The sequence below is a fragment of the Salmonella sp. 32020114201800008SM genome (genome assembly GCF_017572025.1).
Taxonomy (GTDB): domain Bacteria; phylum Pseudomonadota; class Gammaproteobacteria; order Enterobacterales; family Enterobacteriaceae; genus Salmonella; species Salmonella enterica.
Map to the genome: position 1 here is coordinate 268,334 of NZ_JAGEQM010000002.1, position 20,095 is coordinate 288,428.

At 52.6% G+C, this 20,095-nt stretch carries 18 protein-coding genes; 7 read left to right on the forward strand and 11 right to left on the reverse strand.

Translation table 11 applies throughout. The annotated features are described in order from the left end of the window. Positions 1-151: 151 nt before the first annotated feature. The 4 genes from J4613_RS07315 to arcA all read right to left on the reverse strand — a co-directional run bounded on the left by J4613_RS07315 (position 152) and on the right by arcA (position 4,890). The gene (locus tag J4613_RS07315; protein ID WP_000514424.1) at positions 152-1,555 is read right to left on the reverse strand and encodes a YfcC family protein; all 1,404 of its coding nucleotides are present in this window, start codon (positions 1,553-1,555) and stop codon (positions 152-154) included. Positions 1,556-1,610: 55 nt separating this feature from the next. Further along, a complete protein-coding gene (gene argF, locus J4613_RS07320) occupies positions 1,611-2,615 on the reverse strand; it encodes an ornithine carbamoyltransferase (RefSeq protein WP_000237031.1) in 1,005 nt (334 codons plus the stop codon). A gap of 111 nt (positions 2,616-2,726) precedes the next feature. Further along, on the reverse strand, positions 2,727-3,659 hold the full coding sequence (gene arcC, locus J4613_RS07325; protein WP_000428751.1) for a carbamate kinase: 933 nt from the start codon (positions 3,657-3,659) through the stop codon (positions 2,727-2,729). A gap of 10 nt (positions 3,660-3,669) precedes the next feature. Next, positions 3,670-4,890, reverse strand: coding sequence for an arginine deiminase (arcA, locus tag J4613_RS07330; RefSeq protein WP_000410846.1), 1,221 nt, complete (start codon positions 4,888-4,890; stop codon positions 3,670-3,672). Positions 4,891-5,564: 674 nt separating this feature from the next. On the opposite strand from arcA, the gene J4613_RS07335 reads away from it, so the two are divergent. Further along, the gene (locus tag J4613_RS07335; protein WP_001748759.1) at positions 5,565-6,017 is read left to right on the forward strand and encodes a YhcH/YjgK/YiaL family protein; all 453 of its coding nucleotides are present in this window, start codon (positions 5,565-5,567) and stop codon (positions 6,015-6,017) included. A gap of 73 nt (positions 6,018-6,090) precedes the next feature. Here J4613_RS07335 and argF (J4613_RS07340) read toward each other — a convergent pair whose 3' ends face one another. Beyond that, complete coding sequence (gene argF / locus J4613_RS07340) at positions 6,091-7,095, reverse strand: ornithine carbamoyltransferase (RefSeq protein WP_000103041.1); 1,005 nt, start codon at positions 7,093-7,095, stop codon at positions 6,091-6,093. A gap of 165 nt (positions 7,096-7,260) precedes the next feature. Between argF (J4613_RS07340) and rraB the strand changes: the two genes are divergently transcribed. Together rraB and miaE are read left to right on the forward strand one after the other, a co-directional pair. Then, positions 7,261-7,677, forward strand: coding sequence for a ribonuclease E inhibitor RraB (gene rraB, locus J4613_RS07345; protein WP_000002940.1), 417 nt, complete (start codon positions 7,261-7,263; stop codon positions 7,675-7,677). A gap of 11 nt (positions 7,678-7,688) precedes the next feature. Further along, a complete protein-coding gene (gene miaE / locus J4613_RS07350) occupies positions 7,689-8,501 on the forward strand; it encodes a tRNA isopentenyl-2-thiomethyl-A-37 hydroxylase MiaE (RefSeq protein ID WP_000218459.1) in 813 nt (270 codons plus the stop codon). Between the two features lie 233 nt (positions 8,502-8,734). Here the strand turns inward: miaE and J4613_RS07355 are convergent, their stop codons facing one another. Together J4613_RS07355 and J4613_RS07360 are read right to left on the reverse strand one after the other, a co-directional pair. Beyond that, entirely contained in the window at positions 8,735-9,223 is a 489-nt protein-coding gene (locus J4613_RS07355; RefSeq protein ID WP_000826193.1) for a DUF3617 domain-containing protein, read from the reverse strand. Positions 9,224-9,329: 106 nt separating this feature from the next. Further along, positions 9,330-9,833 (reverse strand): GNAT family N-acetyltransferase, encoded by a 504-nt coding sequence (locus J4613_RS07360; RefSeq protein ID WP_001519079.1) that lies wholly within the window; start codon positions 9,831-9,833, stop codon positions 9,330-9,332. A 194-nt stretch (positions 9,834-10,027) separates the two neighbouring features. Between J4613_RS07360 and J4613_RS07365 the strand changes: the two genes are divergently transcribed. After that, complete coding sequence (locus J4613_RS07365) at positions 10,028-11,215, forward strand: YjgN family protein (protein WP_001534452.1); 1,188 nt, start codon at positions 10,028-10,030, stop codon at positions 11,213-11,215. Positions 11,216-11,356: 141 nt separating this feature from the next. On the opposite strand, the gene J4613_RS07370 is transcribed toward J4613_RS07365, so the two are convergent. From J4613_RS07370 to pepA, 3 genes are all read right to left on the reverse strand, one after another. Continuing rightward, positions 11,357-14,212 (reverse strand): valine--tRNA ligase, encoded by a 2,856-nt coding sequence (locus J4613_RS07370; RefSeq protein WP_111742502.1) that lies wholly within the window; start codon positions 14,210-14,212, stop codon positions 11,357-11,359. After that, entirely contained in the window at positions 14,212-14,655 is a 444-nt protein-coding gene (holC, locus tag J4613_RS07375; protein WP_001523689.1) for a DNA polymerase III subunit chi, read from the reverse strand. The genes J4613_RS07370 and holC overlap by 1 nt, the downstream gene beginning before the upstream one ends. Positions 14,656-14,791: 136 nt before the next feature. Beyond that, on the reverse strand, positions 14,792-16,303 hold the full coding sequence (gene pepA, locus J4613_RS07380; RefSeq protein WP_000397158.1) for a leucyl aminopeptidase: 1,512 nt from the start codon (positions 16,301-16,303) through the stop codon (positions 14,792-14,794). A gap of 280 nt (positions 16,304-16,583) precedes the next feature. Here pepA and J4613_RS22630 point away from each other — a divergent pair, with 280 nt between their 5' ends. From J4613_RS22630 to lptG, 3 genes are all read left to right on the forward strand, one after another. After that, a complete protein-coding gene (locus J4613_RS22630; protein ID WP_212724070.1) occupies positions 16,584-16,634 on the forward strand; it encodes a hypothetical protein in 51 nt (16 codons plus the stop codon). A 63-nt stretch (positions 16,635-16,697) separates the two neighbouring features. Continuing rightward, positions 16,698-17,798, forward strand: coding sequence for an LPS export ABC transporter permease LptF (lptF, locus tag J4613_RS07385; protein WP_000584132.1), 1,101 nt, complete (start codon positions 16,698-16,700; stop codon positions 17,796-17,798). Continuing rightward, entirely contained in the window at positions 17,798-18,880 is a 1,083-nt protein-coding gene (gene lptG, locus J4613_RS07390; RefSeq protein ID WP_111742501.1) for an LPS export ABC transporter permease LptG, read from the forward strand. Before lptF ends, lptG begins: the two co-directional genes overlap by 1 nt. A gap of 205 nt (positions 18,881-19,085) precedes the next feature. Here lptG and J4613_RS07395 read toward each other — a convergent pair whose 3' ends face one another. After that, positions 19,086-20,084, reverse strand: coding sequence for a LacI family DNA-binding transcriptional regulator (locus J4613_RS07395; RefSeq protein ID WP_001244064.1), 999 nt, complete (start codon positions 20,082-20,084; stop codon positions 19,086-19,088). Positions 20,085-20,095 lie beyond the last annotated feature (11 nt).

Genomic DNA, 20,095 nt, shown 5'->3' on the forward strand with positions numbered 1-20,095 from the left:
CTGGCGAAATTCATCACATTTGTCACATCGATTGCGGATCAATCGGGCGGTTTTGCAGGAAAATGAGAAGCCGATCAAAAAAGGTGACGGCGTGCCTGATGGCGCTGTGCTTATCAGTCCTGTCGGATAAGACGCGTCGCCATCTGGCTCGTTACATCATCGCTCCGATGCTCAGTACCGCCATATTCAGCAATGTCAGGATCAGCAACAGCGGCGCGACCCATTTCAGATAGCGGACATAGGGAACCCGCGCGATTGCCAGACCGCCCATGACCACGGCGGAGGTGGGAGTAACCAGGTTCACAATCCCGGAGGCCGACTGGTAGGCGGTTACGACCAAATCCCGCTGTACGTGGGCAAAATCCGCTAACGGCGCCATAATGGGCATCGTCAATACGGCAAGACCGGAAGAGGAGGGCACCAGGAAGGAGAGCAATACTTCCAGCCAGTAGGTTACGTTTATGAAAATAGTGGTAGAGAGGCCGGAAACCAGACTTTCCGCGCTGTGCAAAATGGTGTGGGTAATCATACCGTTATCCATGACCACCACAATGCCGCGCGCGATACCAATAATTAGCGCCACGCCGAGCAAATCCCGCGCGCCGTCGATAAAGGTACTGGTAAACGCTTCCTCACCCATCCGCGTTATCACGCCAACGATAATCGCCGCCGCCAGAAAGACGCCGGAGATTTCCGCCATCCACCAGCCGAGAACCGCCACGCCGTAAATCATCACCGCGAAAGAGGCGGCGAAGATCAGCAGCACCCATTTCCGGGTAGCCGTAAACTCCAGCAGTGTATTGGCGCGATTGCCGAGAAAATGAGCGCGATTTTCCTCCATTTTATCCGCCACGATAGAAAGCTCAGGATGGGCGCGGACTTTGCGCGCATAGCGCATTACCCAAAACACGCACAGTACGTAGCCGACAATTAACAGCAGTACGCGCATCAGCATTCCCTGAGTAAAAGGGATGCCGGCGGCGTTGGCGGCAATGACCGTGGCGAAAGGGTTAATGGTCGAACCGAGCGTGCCTATCCCTGCGCCGAGCAGTACGGTTGCCGCCGCCACTAACGGATCGAAGCGGGCCGCCATCATGACCGGTACCAGCAGCGTGTAGAAGGGCAACGACTCCTCCGCCATGCCATAAATAGTGCCGCCTGCGGCGAACAGCGCCATCAGAATGGGGATCATCCACTCATCTTTGCCGTTGAGTTTGATAGTTACCCGTTCAATACCGGCATCAATCGCCCCCGTTTTATTCACCACCCCCAGAAAGCCGCCGATAATCAAGACAAACAGCGCGACGTCAATGGCGCCGGCGGTGTAGGTTTCGTGGTTATAGAGGCCGTCAATCGGCGCCAGTAAAACAGCGGTAATCCCTTGCGGATGCGCGTCCACGGGGGCATACGTTCCCGCCACCGGCACCTCTTTTCCCAGCGTGGCGTTCATCGCCATTTGGTATTTTCCCGCCGGCACAATCCAGGTCATCACCGCGACCAGGGCAATAAGAATAAACAGGATGGTATAAGCGGTGGGAAATTTAAATTTACCCATGATGTTCTCTCCTGATATCACGGATATGCGCCGCGAGGGCGCATATCCTGTGGGATTAGTCGCCGAGCGTCGCCACCATGACTGCTTTGATGGTGTGCATCCGGTTTTCCGCTTCATCGAAGACTATCGAGCCTGCGGACTCGAACACCTCTTCCGTGACCTCCAGTCCTTTCAGGCCGTAAGCCATTTCGATTTCGCGTCCCACTTTGGTGTGCTCGTTATGGAAGGCGGGCAGGCAGTGCATAAACTTCACATCAGGATTACCGGTAGCGTTTACCACCTGCTGGTTGACCTGATATGGCGTCATCAGACTGACGCGCTCCGCCCAGGCTTCTTTGGGTTCTCCCATCGAGACCCAGACGTCGGTATAGAGGAAATCCACACCGTGAACGCCGTCTTCAACGCTCTCCGTTAAGGTGATACGAGCGCCGGTAACGCTGGCGATTTCCCGGCACTGCGCGACCAGCGCGGCATCAGGCCAGAAGGACTTTGGCGCTATCAGGCGGATATCCATGCCCATCTTCGCCGCGCCCACCATCAGCGAGTTGCCCATGTTGTTGCGCGCGTCGCCCAGGTAGGCGAAGCTCAGTTCCGGCAGCGTTTTGCCCGGCGCATGTTCCAGCATGGTCATCAGATCGGCCAGGATCTGTGTGGGGTGAAATTCATCGGTCAGGCCGTTCCAGACGGGAACGCCCGCGTATTCCCCCAGCTCTTCCACAATGTGTTGACCAAATCCGCGATATTCGATGCCGTCATACATCCGCCCCAGGACGCGAGCAGTATCTTTCATGGACTCTTTATGGCCGATCTGCGAGCCGCTTGGGCCGAGATAAGTCACCTGCGCGCCCTGGTCGAACGCGGCGACTTCAAACGCGCATCGGGTGCGGGTAGAGGTTTTTTCAAAAATCAGCGCGATGTTTTTGCCGATCAGTGTTTGCTTTTCGCATCCGGCTTTTTTTGCGGCTTTCAGCTCAATAGCCAGATCGATGAGGTGTTGGATTTCCGCCGGGGTGTAGTCAAGCAGCTTCAAAAAGTTACGATTTTTCAGTGAAATAACCATTACAATATCCTTGTTAAAATGAATTGCCTGATGGCGCTGCGCTTATCCGGCCCACGGTTATGCGCGCTCTGTAGGCCGAATAAGGCGGAAGCCGCCATCCGGTAAAAAGCCTTATGCGTCAACGTCGGCGGTTTCACACCGAATCAAAGTACCTTTCTCGCCCGCGAGAATGGCTTGCCCATCCGCCAGCGAGCCGATTCCGGCAATGCCGCGGCAATGGCTGACAAACTCAGCGCAGGCGGTCACTTTCGGGCCCATCGAACCGGCGTCGAACTGCATTTCACGAAGCAGCTCCGGCGTAACCTGCGCCAGCGGGCGTTGGGTGGGTTTGCCCCAGTCGAGATACACCGCGTCGGCATCGGTCAGAATGAGCAGCGCGTCGGCGTGAATTTGGCTGGCAAGCAGGGCGGCGGACAGATCTTTGTCGATCACCGCCTCGATACCGTGGTAGCCATCGGCTTTTTCCACTACCGGCACGCCGCCGCCGCCGTTACAGATAACCAGGTGATCGCGGCTAATCAGCGCGCGGATGGCATCGTTTTCCACAATGCGTTTCGGCTGCGGGGAGGGCACAACGCGGCGGAAGGCGTTACCGTCGGCTTTGAATACCCAGCCCTTTTCTGCCTGTAACGCACGGGCCTGCGCTTCGTCGTAAATGGGGCCGATATATTTGGTTGGATTGAGGAATGCCGGGTCGTTGGCATCGACTTCGACCTGGGTGAGCAGGACGCTGATTTCACGCTCCGGCAGATGATTCTTCAGCGCCTGTTGCAGCATGTAGCCAATCATGCCCTGGCTTTCCGCACCGAGAATATCGAGCGGGTAGGGCGTAACGTTAGCGTAGGCGCTATTTTGTAGCGCCAGCAGTCCTACCTGTGGGCCGTTGCCGTGCACTAACACCACGCGCCATTGCCGCGTAAGCTGGGCGATGGTTCTGGCCGCCAGTTCGATATTTTTACGCTGAATATCAGCCTCCAGCGGTTCGCCGCGTTTGAGCAGCGCATTGCCGCCCAGCGCGACGACCAGTGTGCGTTTGTTTTCCATAACGTCTCCTTTAAATACCATCGCGTTCCAGTGGACAGCTCATGCAGCGTGCGCCCCCGCGCCCGCGACCCAGTTCATCGCCGGGAATGGGAAGGACGGTAATGCCGGCTTTGTCGTATTTTTCGTTGGTCCAGATGTTGCGCTCATAGCCCACCACCACGCCTGGACGCAGGGTGAGCACGTTATTGGCGTCATTCCACTGTTCGCGCTCAGCTTCAAATGCGTCGCCGCCAGTGGTGATTAAGCGCACCTGATCGATGCCAAGCGCTGTTTCAAGAGCATGAACCAGCGTGCTCTCCTGGGTTCGTTTCAGACCGCCGCGTCCGTCTGGCGTCAGCGTCCAGCACTGAACGTCCGGGCGAACGACTTCCGGATAGACGGAGAAGGTGTCGATATCAATGTGGGTCATGACGGTGTCAAGGTGCATACAGGAGCGATGTTTTGGCAGTTCAACGGCAATGACGCGTTCCGCCTGACGATGTTTAAACAATGCCTGCGCCAGGAACTCGACACCCTGCGGCGTAGTACGTTCAGACATGCCGATCAACACCGCGCCGCGGCCAATCACCAGCACATCGCCGCCCTCTAAAGTGGCATGGTCGTAATTAATGTCCTCGTCGCCGAAATATTTAATGAAATCACCGCCTGCGAATTGAGGATGCCAGCGATAAATAGCACGTAAATTATTCGTTTCACGTTGGCGTGCAGGTTTCGCCATGGGGTTAATTGAGACGCCGTTATATATCCAGCAGGACGTGTCACGGGTAAATAGGTGATTCGGTAATGGCTTCATAATAAAGTCATTAATATCGTGAGTATCGACCACCATATTTTTTATGGAGGCGGGGATTTCGCCGTAAGTTAAACCGCCGCTTAAATGGCGAGCCAGTTCACGGTGCGGCATATCCGCCAGCCAGGCGCGAATATCTGCGGCAAAGGTGGGCCCAAGGCGATAATCGGAAATTTGCGTATCCAGTAGCCAGGCTTTAGCGTCAGCCACATCCAGCGTTTGGGTGAGCAGGTCGGTTAACAGCAACACTTCTATCCCTTGCTGGCGCAGCGTGTTGGCAAAAATGTCATGCTCTTCGCCAGCGCGCTCTACGGATAATACATCGTCAAAAAGTAATTCCTGACAATTTGAAGGGGTAAGTCTTTTTAGGCTGAGATTGGGACGATGCAACATTACGCTGCGTAATTGACCGATTTCAGAACCGACAAAATGCTTTTCCATCATTATACCTTTTACATAATTTCAAGAATAAAGAAGGAGTGGCTGCAAATATTTAGCGTGCTTGCAGTCGCGGCGTTTCAGTTAAATTCGGGAGCAATGATTGAATTTTATTTGGGTTGTTAATGTGATGAGATTCACATCAATTAAGGAGTGCTATTTTTCTTACTTAATATATGAGCCGGGTCAGATAAATTGTAAAAACAATAAAGAGTTAAATGAATTACTACGCAGCTATATGGTTTGTTATTTTTTATTGTTAATTATTTGTTTGTTATATTGAATGATGTTTAAATCTTAACTTATTGAAAATAAAGTGATTATTTTTAAGAGTTGCATAACTATGCGTGAGGGGGATTTTATTATCGGGGATATTTAAATAATTTAAAAATAACTATGGATATAGAAGTCATTTATGCAGGGAGAGCGAATTGTGATCGCTAAAACGTTTTTATGTTAACGCCTTTAATATCAAAGCGTTGTTAGTGATGGCAATTTGGCGCCACTGGGGTTTATGCATAGGTGCTGCATAAAGTTGGGTGAACTATTAACAATATATAAACACCGCTGGCGATAAACATGCGCTGGCGCAAAATCGATGAGAGTAAGGGTAGTATGGCAGCCATTTTTCTCGTATAAAGAGAAAAATAAAACGCTGTTTTAACTAAGGGGATGCGATGATTATTGGCAATATTGAACATCTGGAGGCCAGGCTGCCGACGGCGTTACGGCAGGCGATTGAGCACGTCAATGCGCATGTCACGGCAACGACCGCGCCAGGTAAGTATGACATTGACGGCGACAGGTTGTTTTATATGATTTCTGAAAATATGACGGAGCCGGGCGAATCGCGCAGCGCAGAGTATCACGCCCGTTATCTTGATATTCAGATTGTGCTACAAGGTCAGGAAGGGATGGCATTCAGTACCCGGCCTGCGGGAACGCCGCACACGGACTGGCTGGCGGATAAAGACATTGCATTTTTACCGACGAGCGTCGACGAGAAAACCGTCGTCCTGAACGAAGGCGACTTTGTGGTGTTTTATCCCGGCGAAGTGCATAAGCCCCTGTGCGCGGTGGGAGAACCGGCGCGGGTACGTAAAGCGGTTGTGAAAATGCTGATGGCGTAATATTTTGTGCCGGATGGCGGCGCCTGCACGTTGCGATCTTGTAGGCCAACCGCCATCCGGCATCATAACGACATTATTTAGACAGCGTCGCTACCATTACTGCTTTGATGGTATGCATTCGGTTTTCCGCTTCATCAAAGACAATGCTGGCCGCAGACTCAAAAACCTCGTCGGTCACTTCCATCCCGCCATGTAAACCGTACTCTTCGGCCATTTTTTTGCCGAGCGTGGTTTCGTCATCATGGAACGCAGGCAGACAATGCAGGAACTTAACCTGCGGATTGCCGGTTAAGGCCATCATCTGGCTGTTGACCTGATAATCACGCAGCAGGGCAATACGCTCCGCCCATTTCTCTTTGGGTTCGCCCATAGAGACCCAAACATCGGTATAGATAAAATCCGCGCCTTTTACGCCCGAGGCGATATCTTCGGTCAGGGTGATGGCGCCGCCGTTCTTTTTCGCCATGGCGCTGCACTCCGCCACTAACGCGGCTTGCGGCCAGCAGGCTTTTGGCGCGACCAGACGGAGATCCAATCCTGTTAACGCGGCGGCTTCCAGCATGGAGTTACCCATGTTATTACGCGCGTCGCCGGCATAGACCAACGTCATCTCGTTAAAGGCTTTACCCGGCAGATGTTCCTGCATGGTGAGCAGATCCGCCAGTAATTGCGTTGGGTGATACTCATCGGTTAAACCGTTCCATACCGGCACACCGGAATATTCAGCCAGCGTTTCGACGATCTCCTGGCCATATCCTCGATACTGAATACCGTCAAACATCCGGCCCAGGACGCGGGCAGTATCTTTGATGGACTCTTTATGGCCGATCTGGCTCCCGCTGGAACCCAGGTACGTCACGCGCGCCCCCTGATCGTATGCGGCAACTTCGAAAGAGCATCGTGTCCGGGTCGAGTCTTTTTCGAAGATGAGCGCAATATTCTTACCCACCAGCTTTTGTTCTTCTTTACCGTTTTTCTTATCGGCTTTCAGTTTGGCGGCAAGCTGCAACAGAGCAGTGAGCTCGCTGGCGGTGAAATCAAGTAACTTTAAAAAAGGTTTTTGGTAAAACGTAGACATACTTCCCTCACATGGCTTAGGCCTCTAATTGAATTAAAATTCACTTTATATGGATGATTATTCATTTGCAACTCTGTTTGATAAAACTTTTCTCGATAAGGTGGAGGCAACGTCGGCGGTATGTGACAATAAGAGTATCGGCAGGACATCTATGAGGAACGAGCTATGGCAAACCCGGAATTACTGGAAGAGCAGCGTGAAGAAACGCGCTTAATTATTGAAGAGTTACTTGAGGACGGCAGCGATCCGGATGCGCTGTACACTATCGAGCATCACCTTTCCGCTGACGATTTCGAAACGTTGGAAAAAGCCGCGGTAGAAGCCTTTAAACTCGGCTATGAAGTGACGGAGCCGGAAGAGCTGGAAGTGGAAGAGGGCGATACGGTTATTTGTTGCGACATCCTCAGCGAGTGCGCGTTGAACGCCGAACTCATCGACGCTCAGGTTGAGCAACTGATGAACCTGGCGGAAAAATATGATGTTGAATACGACGGCTGGGGAACCTATTTCGAAGACCCTAATGGCGAAGAGGGTGATGACGACGATTATGTCGATGAAGATGACGACGGCGTGCGTCACTAAAGCTGCATAGTATGACGGTACGGCAGCGTCTGCTGTCGTATTTTTTTAACAGGTTACGTATGAATTACCCGCAAATACTCTCTCCGGTGCTTAATTTCCTGCATTGCCCGACGCCGCAGGCGTGGATTGTCCAGGCCCGCGATCCGCAAAATCTTCCTCTTCTGCTTACCGATCACCTGATCTGCGAACTGAAGGCTGCGCAAACCGCGTTGCTGTTGGTGCGTAAATATGTCGCCGATAAATCGGGCGCCGACGCGCTGCTCTCCTGGCTGCAACCTTACGAGGCGTTCGCGTTTCGTCAGGGGCCGGAGCCGGATTTTGTTGCCCTGCATAAACAGATTAGCAAAAGCGCCATGCCGCAAACTGATGACCCCTGGGGACGTCAGCTTATCGACCGTATGGTGTTATTGATTAAAGAGGAGTTGCACCATTTTTGGCAGGTACGCGAGGTCATGCAGGCCAGAAACATTCCTTATGTGAAAATCACCGCCAGCCGCTACGCGAAAGGAATGTTGAAAGCGGTACGCACGCACGAACCGCTCACCTTAATTGATAAGCTGATTTGCGGGGCGTATATCGAAGCCCGCTCCTGCGAACGTTTTGCCGCTCTGGCGCCCTGGCTGGATGAGGATTTACAGACGTTTTATCTCTCGCTTCTGCGCTCCGAAGCACGGCATTATCAGGATTACCTGGCGCTGGCGCAGCAGATTTCCGCCGAGGACATTTCTGCGCGCGTGCGCTATTTTGGCGAGGTAGAAGCTGACCTTATCTTGTCGCCAGACCGCGAGTTTCGTTTTCATAGCGGCGTGCCAGCCGCCGGATAAAGGGTAAAATTAAAGATTAGCGTTTTTATCTTTTACGCTGTCGCCACCTGCGTGGTCATCCGCCCGACATCAAACTGCTGGCGAGCAGAAAAAGTCATTTTCATGATATTCTGTCCTGAGTAAAGCCTGCCCTGCGGCAGGCAAAAAGAACTCACTCAGTGTTATATTCCCGAAAGGTGACCGTGAACAATGCCATTTTTGCATCATCACTACGGGTTCTTGTGTTGAAATACTTACTGTTTCACGCCTTTTGACGCTTCAGAGCAGGTCTTGCCAACAAAGGTTTGTTTAATTTTGTTGATGGAGGTTGTTTTATTACCTCCTGCATCGACATCCGATTTCATGGTCATCGCAAATTCTGTATCGCTTATTTTCGTCGTTTCTACAATAGAGTGCGATTTGACATCAGGATTATTACAGACAGTCTCATTGATCAGTTTGGTATCCGTACTTTCTACAAATGTTGTCGTGCAACCGCCTGCACTGGTAGAAAAACCCTTCACCATTTTTTTAGAATCTTCAGACATTTTAGGGGTATAACACATAAGCGTCGCTATGCCCGAATTTTTTTCATCCATTAATACTTCTTTTGTATCTGGATTGATGGTGCGCATTTCTATATTTTCCATTTTCCATTCGCCGGGCTGTATATCTAATGCATATACATTAGAGATACTAATAAACATAGCGGGGAAAACAATTGCTGATAATAGGCGTTTCATTTATAACTTCCTTGAATAATAAGTGATTCCCGGATAACAGGATGTTTCCGGGATTACTTATATCAGCAAAAATAATACCTGGCGAGGATAAATAAACGCCTGGTTTTCAGAGATCCTTTAACATCCTCACTTCGCAATCGACATGTCCGGTGCAGCCGAGCGGTTCGCTAATATGTTCAAATCCTAAACGTTCGTATAGCGCAATCGCCTCGCGTAAAAAAGCCGTTGTTTCCAGATAGCAGCGTTTAAAACCCTGTTCACGGGCATGATCCAGAGCCATCAGCGCCAGCTTTTTCGCCAGCCCCTGACCACGAATCACCGGTAAAAAATACATTTTTTGCAGTTCACAAATGTCTGGTTCGCTACAGGATAACGGCGCCACGCCGCCGCCGCCCACCACACAACCGTTTTGCTCTACCACCCAGTAGGCCGCGCCCGGTTGGCTATAAACCTGATACAGTTCATCCAGATTGGGGTCGGCAACGGTATAACCTTTATCGGCGGTAAGTCCGTATTCCGCTGAAACCTGACGGATGACACGGGCAATAGCGGCATTGTCGGCGGTAGTGATTCGGCGCACCGTGAGCGTTGGCGAGGCGACATTATTCATAATATGGCTCAATTTTTAAAATTTATTTATAGATTACTTTAATACCACCGTCTTGAGTCACGCGCAAGGAGATCCTGAATCAGACAAAATAAAAGGCGGAAAAATTAAACAAAAATAGTATCGTAGTCAAATCAGTAACAATTTACTGGTTTTTATTATTAATTCTAATAGATTGTAATTCAGGGATATGATTCATGAATAACGTTATCAGTAGTAAAGATAACCATAATCACACGTTGGTGTTTACAGGCAAGGGCGGAAAGTATTTTGTTATTTGCCTTGTGAATTTCTTGTTGACGTGTATCACGTTTGGAATCTATGCGCCGTGGGCGATGGTGAAATGTCGACGTTATATTTATACTAATATGACGCTAAACAATCAGCCTTTTGCTTACAAAGCCACGGGCGGCGCATTATTTATTAGTGTGTTGTTAGTTTTTATTATTTATATTGTTAGCCTCTCTCTTATTGAACACGGTCATCCCGGTCTCGGTTTTACGCTATTCGGCTTATTAATTGCGATTATTCCTTTTATGGCGGTGAAAGGATTACAGTATCAGGCGATGATGACTTCGCTTAATGGCGTACATTTTGGATTCCAGTGTTCCATGCGGCGCGCCTGGTGGTACATGTTCGCTCTCCCGGTACTCCTGATGGTGGCGCTTTATATTGTTCTTTATATTATCTCACTGGTAACCATCGCCGTCGGCGGTTTAGTGTTCAATATCGTTTTTCTCGGTTTGCTGGCTATTATTGGGATAGGGGTCATTAACGGTATTACCTACAGCAAATGGATGACCTTGTTTGGCAATGGCGCAAACTTTGGCATTCATCGTTTCTCGATTCAGGTTAATGTTAAAACGTGCATCAGAGGGTGCGTGTTGGCAATGTTGACCCTTTTCCCTTTTGCTGTCGTGATTGGTTATCTAATCGCGCCGGTGTTCACCGACATGATTCTTTTGAGTATGATGGGGAATGCGCAGGCAGGAGGGGCGCTTATTCTGCAATATTATGGCCAGATAATGGCATGTTATTTCCTCTATTTTCTCGCGATTATTGTGGTAACCAGTTACTTATATGTGGCGTTACGCAACCTGTTTTTAAACAATTTGTCACTGGCGAACGATTCGATTCGTTTTCATTCCTCTGTCACTGCACACGGTATGCTGTGGCGGTTACTGGTGGTGTTTGTGATTTCCGGCGTGACCTTAGGGCTGGCTTATCCGTGGTTGAAAATTTGGCTGGTGAGCTGGCTGGCGCAGAATACACAGGTCCAGGGCGATCTGGATTCGCTTGAGTTAACCAATGATGAGAAGCCGCTGGAAAACAGCCTGCTAATGTGGATTTCTCGTGGCATCATGCCTTACTTCCCGTTTATCTGATGTAAAAAGGCCGACGTTTACGTCGGCCCATAATTCATGTTGTCGGATGGCGGCGTGAATGCCTTATCCGGCCTACCGATCGCGCCATGTCAATAAGCGAACGTGTAGGCCTGGTAAGCGAAGCGCCATCAGGCTTTCAGATTACAGCGCGCTAATAACCGCCTGCTGCTCAATCAGCTTCGCTTTTGCTTCTGCATAGCCTTCCAGCTTCTCACGCTCTTTGGCAATGACCGCTTCCGGCGCGCGAGCAACGAAACCTTCGTTGGACAGCTTGCCTTCGATACGGGCAATCTCACCTTCGATTTTTGCCACTTCTTTCGCCAGACGCGCCAGCTCATCGTCTTTGTTGATGAGGCCAGCCATCGGGATCAGCAGTTCAGCGCCGTCGATGATTTTGGTCACGGAAACCGGGCCTTTGTCATCGGCTGGCAGCACGGTGATGCTTTCCAGACGCGCCAGGGTTTGCAGGAAGCTACGGTTGTCGTTAACACGACGAACGGCTTCTTCACTACAGCCGCGCAGCAGCAGTTCCAGCGGTTTGCCCGGGGCGATGTTCATTTCCGCACGAATGTTACGTACCGCGACGATCGCCTGCTTCAGCCACTCGGTATCGGCCAGCGCGGCTTCATCCACCTGTGCGGCGTTATATTCCGGGAACGGCTGCAGCATAATGGTATCGGCGGTAATGCCACAGATAACCTTCACGCGCTGCCAGATGGTTTCGGTGATGAACGGAATGATCGGGTGCGCCAGGCGCAGCAGACCTTCCAGTACGGTGACCAGCGTATGGCGGGTGCCGCGCAGTTCGGCTTCGGTGCCACCGTTCATTACCGGCTTGGTCAGCTCCAGATACCAGTCGCAGAACTGGTTCCAGGTGAACTCGTACAGGATGCCTGCGGCGATATCGAAGCGGAAGCTATCCAGTGCTTCGCGGTAGGCTTTAACGGTCTGGTTGAATTCCGCCAGGATCCAGCGGTCCGCCAGCGACAGAGTCATTTCGCCGCCGTTGAAGCCGCAATCCTGCTCTTCGGTGTTCATCAGCACAAAGCGGCTGGCGTTCCACAGCTTGTTACAGAAGTTACGGTAACCTTCCAGACGCTTCATATCCCAGTTGATGTCGCGACCGGTAGAAGCCAGCGCCGCCAGGGTAAAGCGCAGGGCGTCGGTGCCGTGCGGCTCAATGCCGTTCGGGAACTGCTTCTCGGTACGCTTGCGAATTTTCTCCGCCATCTGCGGCTGCATCATATTGCCGGTGCGTTTTTCCAGCAGTTCCGGCAGGGAGATGCCGTCGACCATATCCAGCGGGTCGATAACGTTACCCTTGGATTTGGACATCTTCTGGCCTTCGTCGTCGCGAATCAGACCGGTCATGTAGACGGTATGGAACGGCACCTGCGGCTTGCCGTTTTCATCTTTGATGAAGTGCATGGTCATCATGATCATGCGGGCAATCCAGAAGAAGATGATGTCGAAGCCGGAAACCATCACGCTGGTCGGGTGGAACTGACGCAGGGCGTCGGTGTTTTCCGGCCAGCCGAGGGTAGAGAAAGTCCACAGCGCGGAGGAGAACCAGGTATCGAGAACGTCTTCGTCCTGACGAAGCTGAATGTCGGCGCCGAGGTTATTTTCCTGACGCACTTCGTCTTCGGTACGGCCAACGTAGACGTTGCCGTCGTTGTCATACCATGCCGGGATACGGTGACCCCACCACAGCTGACGAGAGATACACCAGTCCTGAATATCGCGCATCCAGGAGAAGTACATGTTTTCGTACTGCTTCGGCACGAACTGAATGTCGCCGTTTTCAACCGCTTCCACCGCCGGTTTCGCCAGCACGTCTGCACGGACGTACCACTGGTCGGTCAGCATCGGTTCGATAACCACGCCGCCACGGTCGCCGTAAGGGACAGTCAGATCGTGCGGTTTAATTTCTTCCAGCAGGCCCAGCGCGTCAACGGCAGCAACGACTGCTTTACGGGCAGCAAAGCGTTCCAGCTTCTGGAACTCAGCCGGAATCTCGCTGGAATAAACGTCAGACTCTTCACCTTTGGTATCGAACACTTCCGCGCTTTCGCGGATGTCGCCGTCAAAGGTCAGGATGTTGATCATCGGCAGGGCATGACGTTTCCCGACCTCATAGTCGTTAAAGTCGTGCGCCGGGGTGATCTTCACGCAGCCAGTGCCTTTTTCCATATCGGCATGTTCGTCGCCAACGATTGGAATGCGGCGGTTAACCAGCGGCAGAATAACGAATTTGCCAATCAGATCTTTATAACGCGGATCTTCCGGGTTCACGGCCACGCCAGTATCGCCCAGTACGGTTTCCGGACGGGTGGTGGCGACGACCAGGTAATCTTTACCGTCTGCGGTTTTCGCGCCGTCGGCCAGCGGATAGCGGATGTGCCACATGGAGCCTTTGGACTCGCGATTTTCCACTTCCAGGTCAGAGATGGCGGTGCGCAGCTTCGGGTCCCAGTTCACCAGGCGTTTGCCGCGGTAAATCAGGTCTTCTTTGTACAGGCGGACAAAGACTTCTTTCACGGCATTGGAAAGACCTTCGTCCATGGTGAAGCGCTCGCGCTCCCAGTCAACGGAGTTGCCGAGACGGCGCATCTGACGGGTAATGGTGCCGCCGGATTCCGCTTTCCATTGCCAGATTTTGTCGATAAACGCATCGCGGCCGTAGTCGTGACGGGTTTTACCTTCTTCAGCGGCAATCTTACGCTCAACCACCATCTGGGTGGCGATCCCGGCGTGATCGGTGCCGACCTGCCACAGGGTGTTTTTACCCTGCATACGCTGGTAACGGATCATGGTATCCATGATGGTTTGCTGGAAAGCATGTCCCATATGCAAACTGCCGGTGACGTTCGGCGGCGGGATCATGATGCAGAAGGACTCTTTGCTTTCGTCGCCGTTAGGCTTGAAATAGCCCTGCTTTTCCCAGTGCTCGTAAAGCGGCTGTTCGATATCTTGGGGGTTATATGTCTTTTCCATTATTTCCAGGTTGCCGTATTCAGGTTAAAACCAGCCACGCGGTAGGCTTTGTAGCGTTCGCGCGCCAGTTGTTTCAAAGTTTCTTCGTAAGGGACGAAGTCTACCACTTCTGTGAAAGCGGTGGCAAAATCTGCAAAGCTTGTACGCAGGCTGATTAAAATATCGCGCGGGCTGCTGTTGCGTTTTTGCGGCCAGGCGATTTCAACCGGCGCGCCGCCGCGTGGGCCTTCGCCTGCCAGATTGTGCGGGACAAAACTTTCCGCCGGTCTTGCCCACAGCGCTTCATCCAGCCGAATGGCCTGCTTCTCATCTTCGCAGGCGATCAGCACGCGCTTGCCCGCGCGCCAACGTTCTGCGGCAATTTCACACACCAGTTGTTCAACGGCGCTTAAACCGTTGACGGTGGTGTCATTATCCAGAAGATAGAACGTCGCATTTTTCATATATGGGGCTTCTTGTGGTGGATTTAAATGCGTTGTCATGATGCCTCCCGTAGGCCGGATAAGCGCAGCGCCATCCGGCAAAACGCCTGATGGCGGCGCTAATGCGCCTTATCAGGCCTACGGGGTAATCTCAAACTTACTCTTCGCCGTTAAAGCCCGCACGATTGAGCAGGAACTGCGACAGCAGCGCTACCGGACGACCCGTCGCGCCTTTCGCTTTGCCGGAACGCCAGGCGGTACCGGCGATATCCAGGTGCGCCCAGTTGTACTTACGGGTAAAGCGCGACAGGAAGCAGCCCGCGGTGATAGCGCCGCCAGGACGACCACCAATGTTCGCCATATCCGCAAAGTTGGACTCCAGTTGTTCCTGGAACTCATCGCCCAGCGGCAGACGCCACGCGCGGTCGCCCGCTTGCTCGGACGCGCCGATCAGTTCATGCGCCAGCGGGTTATGGTTCGACATCAGACCGGTAATGTGATGGCCCAGCGCAATCACGCAGGCGCCGGTTAGCGTCGCGACGTCAATGACGGCTTCCGGTTCGAAGCGCTCAACGTAGGTCAGCACGTCGCACAGTACCAGACGGCCTTCAGCATCGGTATTCAGCACTTCAACCGTCTGACCGGACATGGTGGTCAGTACGTCGCCCGGACGATACGCGCGTCCGCCCGGCATGTTTTCACAGCCCGCCAGTACGCCGATAACGTTAATCGGTAGCTGAAGCTCGGCGACCATACGCATCACGCCGTAAACCGCCGCCGCGCCGCACATGTCGTACTTCATCTCGTCCATCCCTTCAGATGGCTTGATGGAGATGCCGCCGGAGTCGAAGGTCAGGCCCTTACCCACCAGCACGATCGGACGCGCGTCTTCGGACGGATTGCCCTTGTACTCAATCACCGACATCAGCGATTCATTCTGCGAACCGTGGCCGACCGCCAGATAAGCGTTCATACCCAGTTCGCGCATTTGCTGTTCGCCGATCACGCGGGTGATGACATTTTTGCTGTAGCTGTCGGCCAACTGGCGCGCCTGTGACGCCAGGTAGGCGGCGTTACAGATATTGGGCGGCATGTTGCCGAGATCTTTCGCAGCCTTAATCCCGGCGGCGATGGCCAGACCGTGCTGAATGGCGCGTTCGCCGCTGGTGAGCTCACGGCGGGTCGGCACATTAAAGACCATCTTACGTAGCGGGCGGCGCGGCTCGCTCTTGTTGGTCTTGAGTTGATCAAAGCTATAAAGCGTCTCTTTGGCCGTTTCGACGGCCTGACGCACTTTCCAGTAGTTGTTGCGGCCTTTAACGTGCAGTTCGGTCAGGAAACAGACGGCTTCCATCGAACCAGTATCATTCAGAGTATTTATCGTTTTCTGAATAACCTGCTTATACTGACGTTCATCAAGCTCGCGCTCTTTGCCGCAACCAATGAGGAGGATTCGCTCGGAAAGAACGTTAGGAACATGGTGCAGCAACAGAGTCTGCCCCGGTTTTCCTTCCAGTTCGCCGCGACGCAGCAATGCGCTGATGTATCCGTCGCTAATTTTGTCGAGCTGTTCTGCAATCGGAGAAAGGCGACGCGGTTCAAAGACGCCCACGACAATGCAGGCACTCCGCTGTTTCTCCGGGCTACCGCTTTTTACACTGAACTCCATGCACTATGCTCCTGAATCTTAAAGACAACAGTGGTGGCTACAGCTATACTCGTCGTCTTTCAAGTTGCAGATGCGTTGGCTGCGCCTGCTCGCCCCTGTCGCTTACCTGATGTAAGCTCCGGGGCTTCACAGTCTTGCCGCCTGCCTGCAACTCGAAATCCATTAGAGTATAGAAATTGAAAGCTTTCGTAACTCATGTCCGCTGTTGCGGTGACTTCGTGTTAATCTTAACGTTATTACGGCATTGGCACGTCAGAACAAGTTCTGAGAGGTGAATCCGCTGAGTATAATGATCTTAGCGATGATTTCGACGACTCAAGAGAATAAATGACGTTTAAGCCATGAAACAAGCTAAATTCCAGCAAAAAAATGGGTTTTTACGGGCGTATTTAAAGTGATAATCATAAGATATCTGGTGCGGGAGACGCTCAAAAGCCAGCTGGCGATACTCTTCATCTTACTTTTGATCTTCTTTTGTCAAAAGTTAGTGAGGATTCTCGGCGCGGCGGTTGACGGCGATATTCCCGCAAATCTGGTGCTCTCGCTTCTGGGGCTGGGCGTACCGGAAATGGCGCAGCTCATCCTGCCTTTAAGCCTGTTCCTGGGGCTGCTGATGACGCTGGGCAAACTGTATACCGAAAGTGAAATTACGGTCATGCACGCCTGTGGGTTGAGCAAAGCCGTGCTGGTAAAGGCCGCCATGGTACTGGCGTTATTTACCGGTATCCTTGCGGCGGTTAACGTGATGTGGGCCGGCCCCTGGTCGTCAAAACACCAGGATGAAGTACTGGCAGAGGCGAAAGCGAACCCCGGTATGGCGGCGTTGGCGCAGGGACAATTCCAGCAGGCGACCAACGGCAGCTCGGTGCTGTTCATCGAAAGCGTTGACGGCAGCGACTTCCACGATGTTTTCCTGGCGCAAATTCGCCCTAAGGGCAATGCTCGTCCTTCTGTGGTCGTGGCCGATTCCGGACACCTTACTCAGTTGCGCGATGGTTCCCAGGTTGTCACCTTAAACAAAGGGACGCGTTTTGAAGGAACGGCGTTGCTACGCGATTTTCGCATCACCGACTTCCAGAACTATCAGGCAATTATTGGCCATCAGGCCGTGGCGCTGGACCCGAACGATACCGACCAGATGGACATGCGCACGTTGTGGAATACCGACAACGATCGCGCTCGCGCCGAGCTGCACTGGCGTATCACGTTAGTCTTTACCGTATTTATGATGGCGCTGATGGTCGTGCCGCTCAGCGTGGTGAATCCACGTCAGGGGCGTGTCTTGTCTATGTTGCCCGCCATGCTGCTTTATCTGCTGTTCTTCCTGATCCAGACCTCCATTAAATCGAATGGCGGTAAAGGCAAACTGGACCCGGTTATCTGGATGTGGGCGGTCAACCTGATCTATCTGGCGTTGGCGATTGGTTTGAACCTGTGGGATACGGTGCCGGTCCGCCGCCTGCGTGCCCGTTTTCTGCGTAAAGGAGCGGTATAATGCAGCCATTTGGTGTACTTGACCGCTATATCGGTAAAACCATTTTTACCACCATCATGATGACGTTGTTCATGCTGGTGTCGCTCTCCGGGATCATCAAGTTTGTCGATCAGCTGAAAAAAGCGGGGCAGGGTAACTACGACGCGCTGGGCGCGGGTATGTACACCCTGCTCAGCGTACCTAAGGATATCCAGATCTTCTTTCCTATGGCGGCGCTGCTTGGCGCGCTGCTGGGACTGGGGATGCTGGCGCAGCGTAGCGAACTGGTGGTGATGCAGGCATCGGGTTTCACCCGTATGCAGGTGGCGCTGTCGGTGATGAAAACGGCTATCCCCCTGGTGCTGTTAACCATGGCGATCGGCGAATGGATCGCCCCGCAGGGCGAGCAGATGGCGCGTAACTATCGTGCGCAGGCGATGTATGGCGGCTCGCTGCTTTCCACCCAGCAAGGTCTGTGGGCGAAAGACGGGAATAACTTTGTCTATATTGAACGGGTGAAGGGCGACGAGGAGCTGGCCGGCATTAGCATTTACGCTTTCAACGATCAGCGTCGTTTGCAGTCGGTGCGTTACGCCGCTTCGGCAAAATTCGACCCGGAGCATAAGGTCTGGCGTTTGTCGCAGGTGGATGAGTCCGATCTGCAAAACCCGAAACAGATCACCGGTTCGCAGACGGTGAGCGGCACCTGGAAAACGAATCTGACGCCGGATAAGTTAGGCGTGGTGGCGCTGGACCCGGATGCGCTTTCCATCAGCGGTCTGCATAACTACGTTAAATATCTGAAGTCGAGCGGACAGGACGCCGGACGTTATCAGCTCAATATGTGGAGTAAAATCTTCCAGCCGCTCTCCGTGGCGGTGATGATGCTGATGGCGCTGTCGTTTATCTTTGGACCGCTGCGTAGTGTGCCGATGGGCGTGCGCGTGGTGACGGGGATTAGCTTCGGCTTCGTCTTCTACGTCCTCGACCAGATTTTTGGCCCGCTGACGCTGGTATATGGCATTCCGCCGATTGTCGGCGCGCTGCTGCCGAGCGCGTCTTTCTTCCTGATTAGCCTGTGGCTAATGCTGCGTAAGTCGTAATCACAGTAATCGTAGGCCTGATGGCGCTGTGCTTTTCAGGCCTACTCCGGACCCGTAGGCCGGATAAGTCCTTTCCGCCGCCATCCGGCAGACAGCCTGGTATTCCTCGAATGATGTAGCGCGTAACCTGACACGTGGCGCTTTTGGCTACGCGTTAAGCACAGGCAAGCTGCGGGAAAGAGCATAAGCGCAGTAGTTCAAAAAGTTATAATGTGTTGCCGTGATAAATCTGATAACCCAAATCAATCGTATTATGGTTGAGATCGTTATTTTTAATTTTGTTGAGCAACATCTGCGCGGCTCTGCGCCCGATCTCAAAACGAGGGGTAATTACGCTGGCGAGGCTCGGTATCATTTGCCTGCCCATCTCCAGACCGTGGAAGCCGGCGATGGAGATCTGCTCCGGTACGGCCAGTTGACGCTCGCGGCACCACAGTAGAGCGCCCATTGCGATATCGTCGTTAGTACAAAAGACGCCATCCACGTCCGGGTGCGCAGTAAGCGCATCACGCATTAGCTGTATCCCCAGATGGATAGAGGAGATAGCGCGGGGATTGATGCGCAACGGCGCCAGCCCCCGGCGCGTCATCGCATCGCAGTAGCCGTGATAACGCTGCTCATCTCGGATATCGTCTTTTGAACCCAGATAGAGGATTTTTCGCCGCTGGCGTTTATCCAGCATGGTGCTGACCATATCAAAGGCGGCCTGACGGTTATCAAACCCCACCTCCATATCTAAGCGATCACCCTGGATGTCCATGAGTTCTACAATCGGAAGGGTAGCTGAGCGCAGGAATTTGACGGTTCTGAGGGTATGATATTTTTCTGAAAGAATAATGCCGTCGATATTGTAAGACAGTAAATTGATAACGGACTCTTCTTCCGAATCGCGATTGTAATTGTAATTCGCAATGAGAGTTTGGTAGTTATGACCCGACGTTACGGATTCAATCCCGGCAAGAATGTCGGCAAACAACTGGTTCTGGAAAGAGGGGATCAGCACGCCCAGAGTGTAACTTTGCGCGTTTAACAGCATAGCTGGCGCGCGATTTGGTATGTAGTTAATTTCCTCCATGATCTGCGCAATACGCTCGCCGGTTTCCCTGGCGACTTTTTTCGGCGAGCGGATGTAACGGCTCACCGTCATTTTTGTCACGCCAGCAAGCGTAGCGATATCCTGCAAAGAAATTCTGTGATTCCTCATGTTTTCTCCAG

What these genes read in the sequence shown, in the direction of transcription:
- J4613_RS07315 (WP_000514424.1), bottom strand. Translation starts at nt 1,555, where the DNA reads ATGGGTAAATTTAAATTTCCCACCGCTTATACCATCCTGTTTATTCTT.
- argF (WP_000237031.1), bottom strand. Translation starts at nt 2,615, where the DNA reads ATGGTTATTTCACTGAAAAATCGTAACTTTTTGAAGCTGCTTGACTAC.
- arcC (WP_000428751.1), bottom strand. Translation starts at nt 3,659, where the DNA reads ATGGAAAACAAACGCACACTGGTCGTCGCGCTGGGCGGCAATGCGCTG.
- arcA (WP_000410846.1), bottom strand. Translation starts at nt 4,890, where the DNA reads ATGGAAAAGCATTTTGTCGGTTCTGAAATCGGTCAATTACGCAGCGTA.
- J4613_RS07335 (WP_001748759.1), top strand. Translation starts at nt 5,565, where the DNA reads ATGATTATTGGCAATATTGAACATCTGGAGGCCAGGCTGCCGACGGCG.
- argF (WP_000103041.1), bottom strand. Translation starts at nt 7,095, where the DNA reads ATGTCTACGTTTTACCAAAAACCTTTTTTAAAGTTACTTGATTTCACC.
- rraB (WP_000002940.1), top strand. Translation starts at nt 7,261, where the DNA reads ATGGCAAACCCGGAATTACTGGAAGAGCAGCGTGAAGAAACGCGCTTA.
- miaE (WP_000218459.1), top strand. Translation starts at nt 7,689, where the DNA reads ATGACGGTACGGCAGCGTCTGCTGTCGTATTTTTTTAACAGGTTACGT.
- J4613_RS07355 (WP_000826193.1), bottom strand. Translation starts at nt 9,223, where the DNA reads ATGAAACGCCTATTATCAGCAATTGTTTTCCCCGCTATGTTTATTAGT.
- J4613_RS07360 (WP_001519079.1), bottom strand. Translation starts at nt 9,833, where the DNA reads ATGAATAATGTCGCCTCGCCAACGCTCACGGTGCGCCGAATCACTACC.
- J4613_RS07365 (WP_001534452.1), top strand. Translation starts at nt 10,028, where the DNA reads ATGAATAACGTTATCAGTAGTAAAGATAACCATAATCACACGTTGGTG.
- J4613_RS07370 (WP_111742502.1), bottom strand. Translation starts at nt 14,212, where the DNA reads ATGGAAAAGACATATAACCCCCAAGATATCGAACAGCCGCTTTACGAG.
- holC (WP_001523689.1), bottom strand. Translation starts at nt 14,655, where the DNA reads ATGAAAAATGCGACGTTCTATCTTCTGGATAATGACACCACCGTCAAC.
- pepA (WP_000397158.1), bottom strand. Translation starts at nt 16,303, where the DNA reads ATGGAGTTCAGTGTAAAAAGCGGTAGCCCGGAGAAACAGCGGAGTGCC.
- lptG (WP_111742501.1), top strand. Translation starts at nt 17,798, where the DNA reads ATGCAGCCATTTGGTGTACTTGACCGCTATATCGGTAAAACCATTTTT.
- J4613_RS07395 (WP_001244064.1), bottom strand. Translation starts at nt 20,084, where the DNA reads ATGAGGAATCACAGAATTTCTTTGCAGGATATCGCTACGCTTGCTGGC.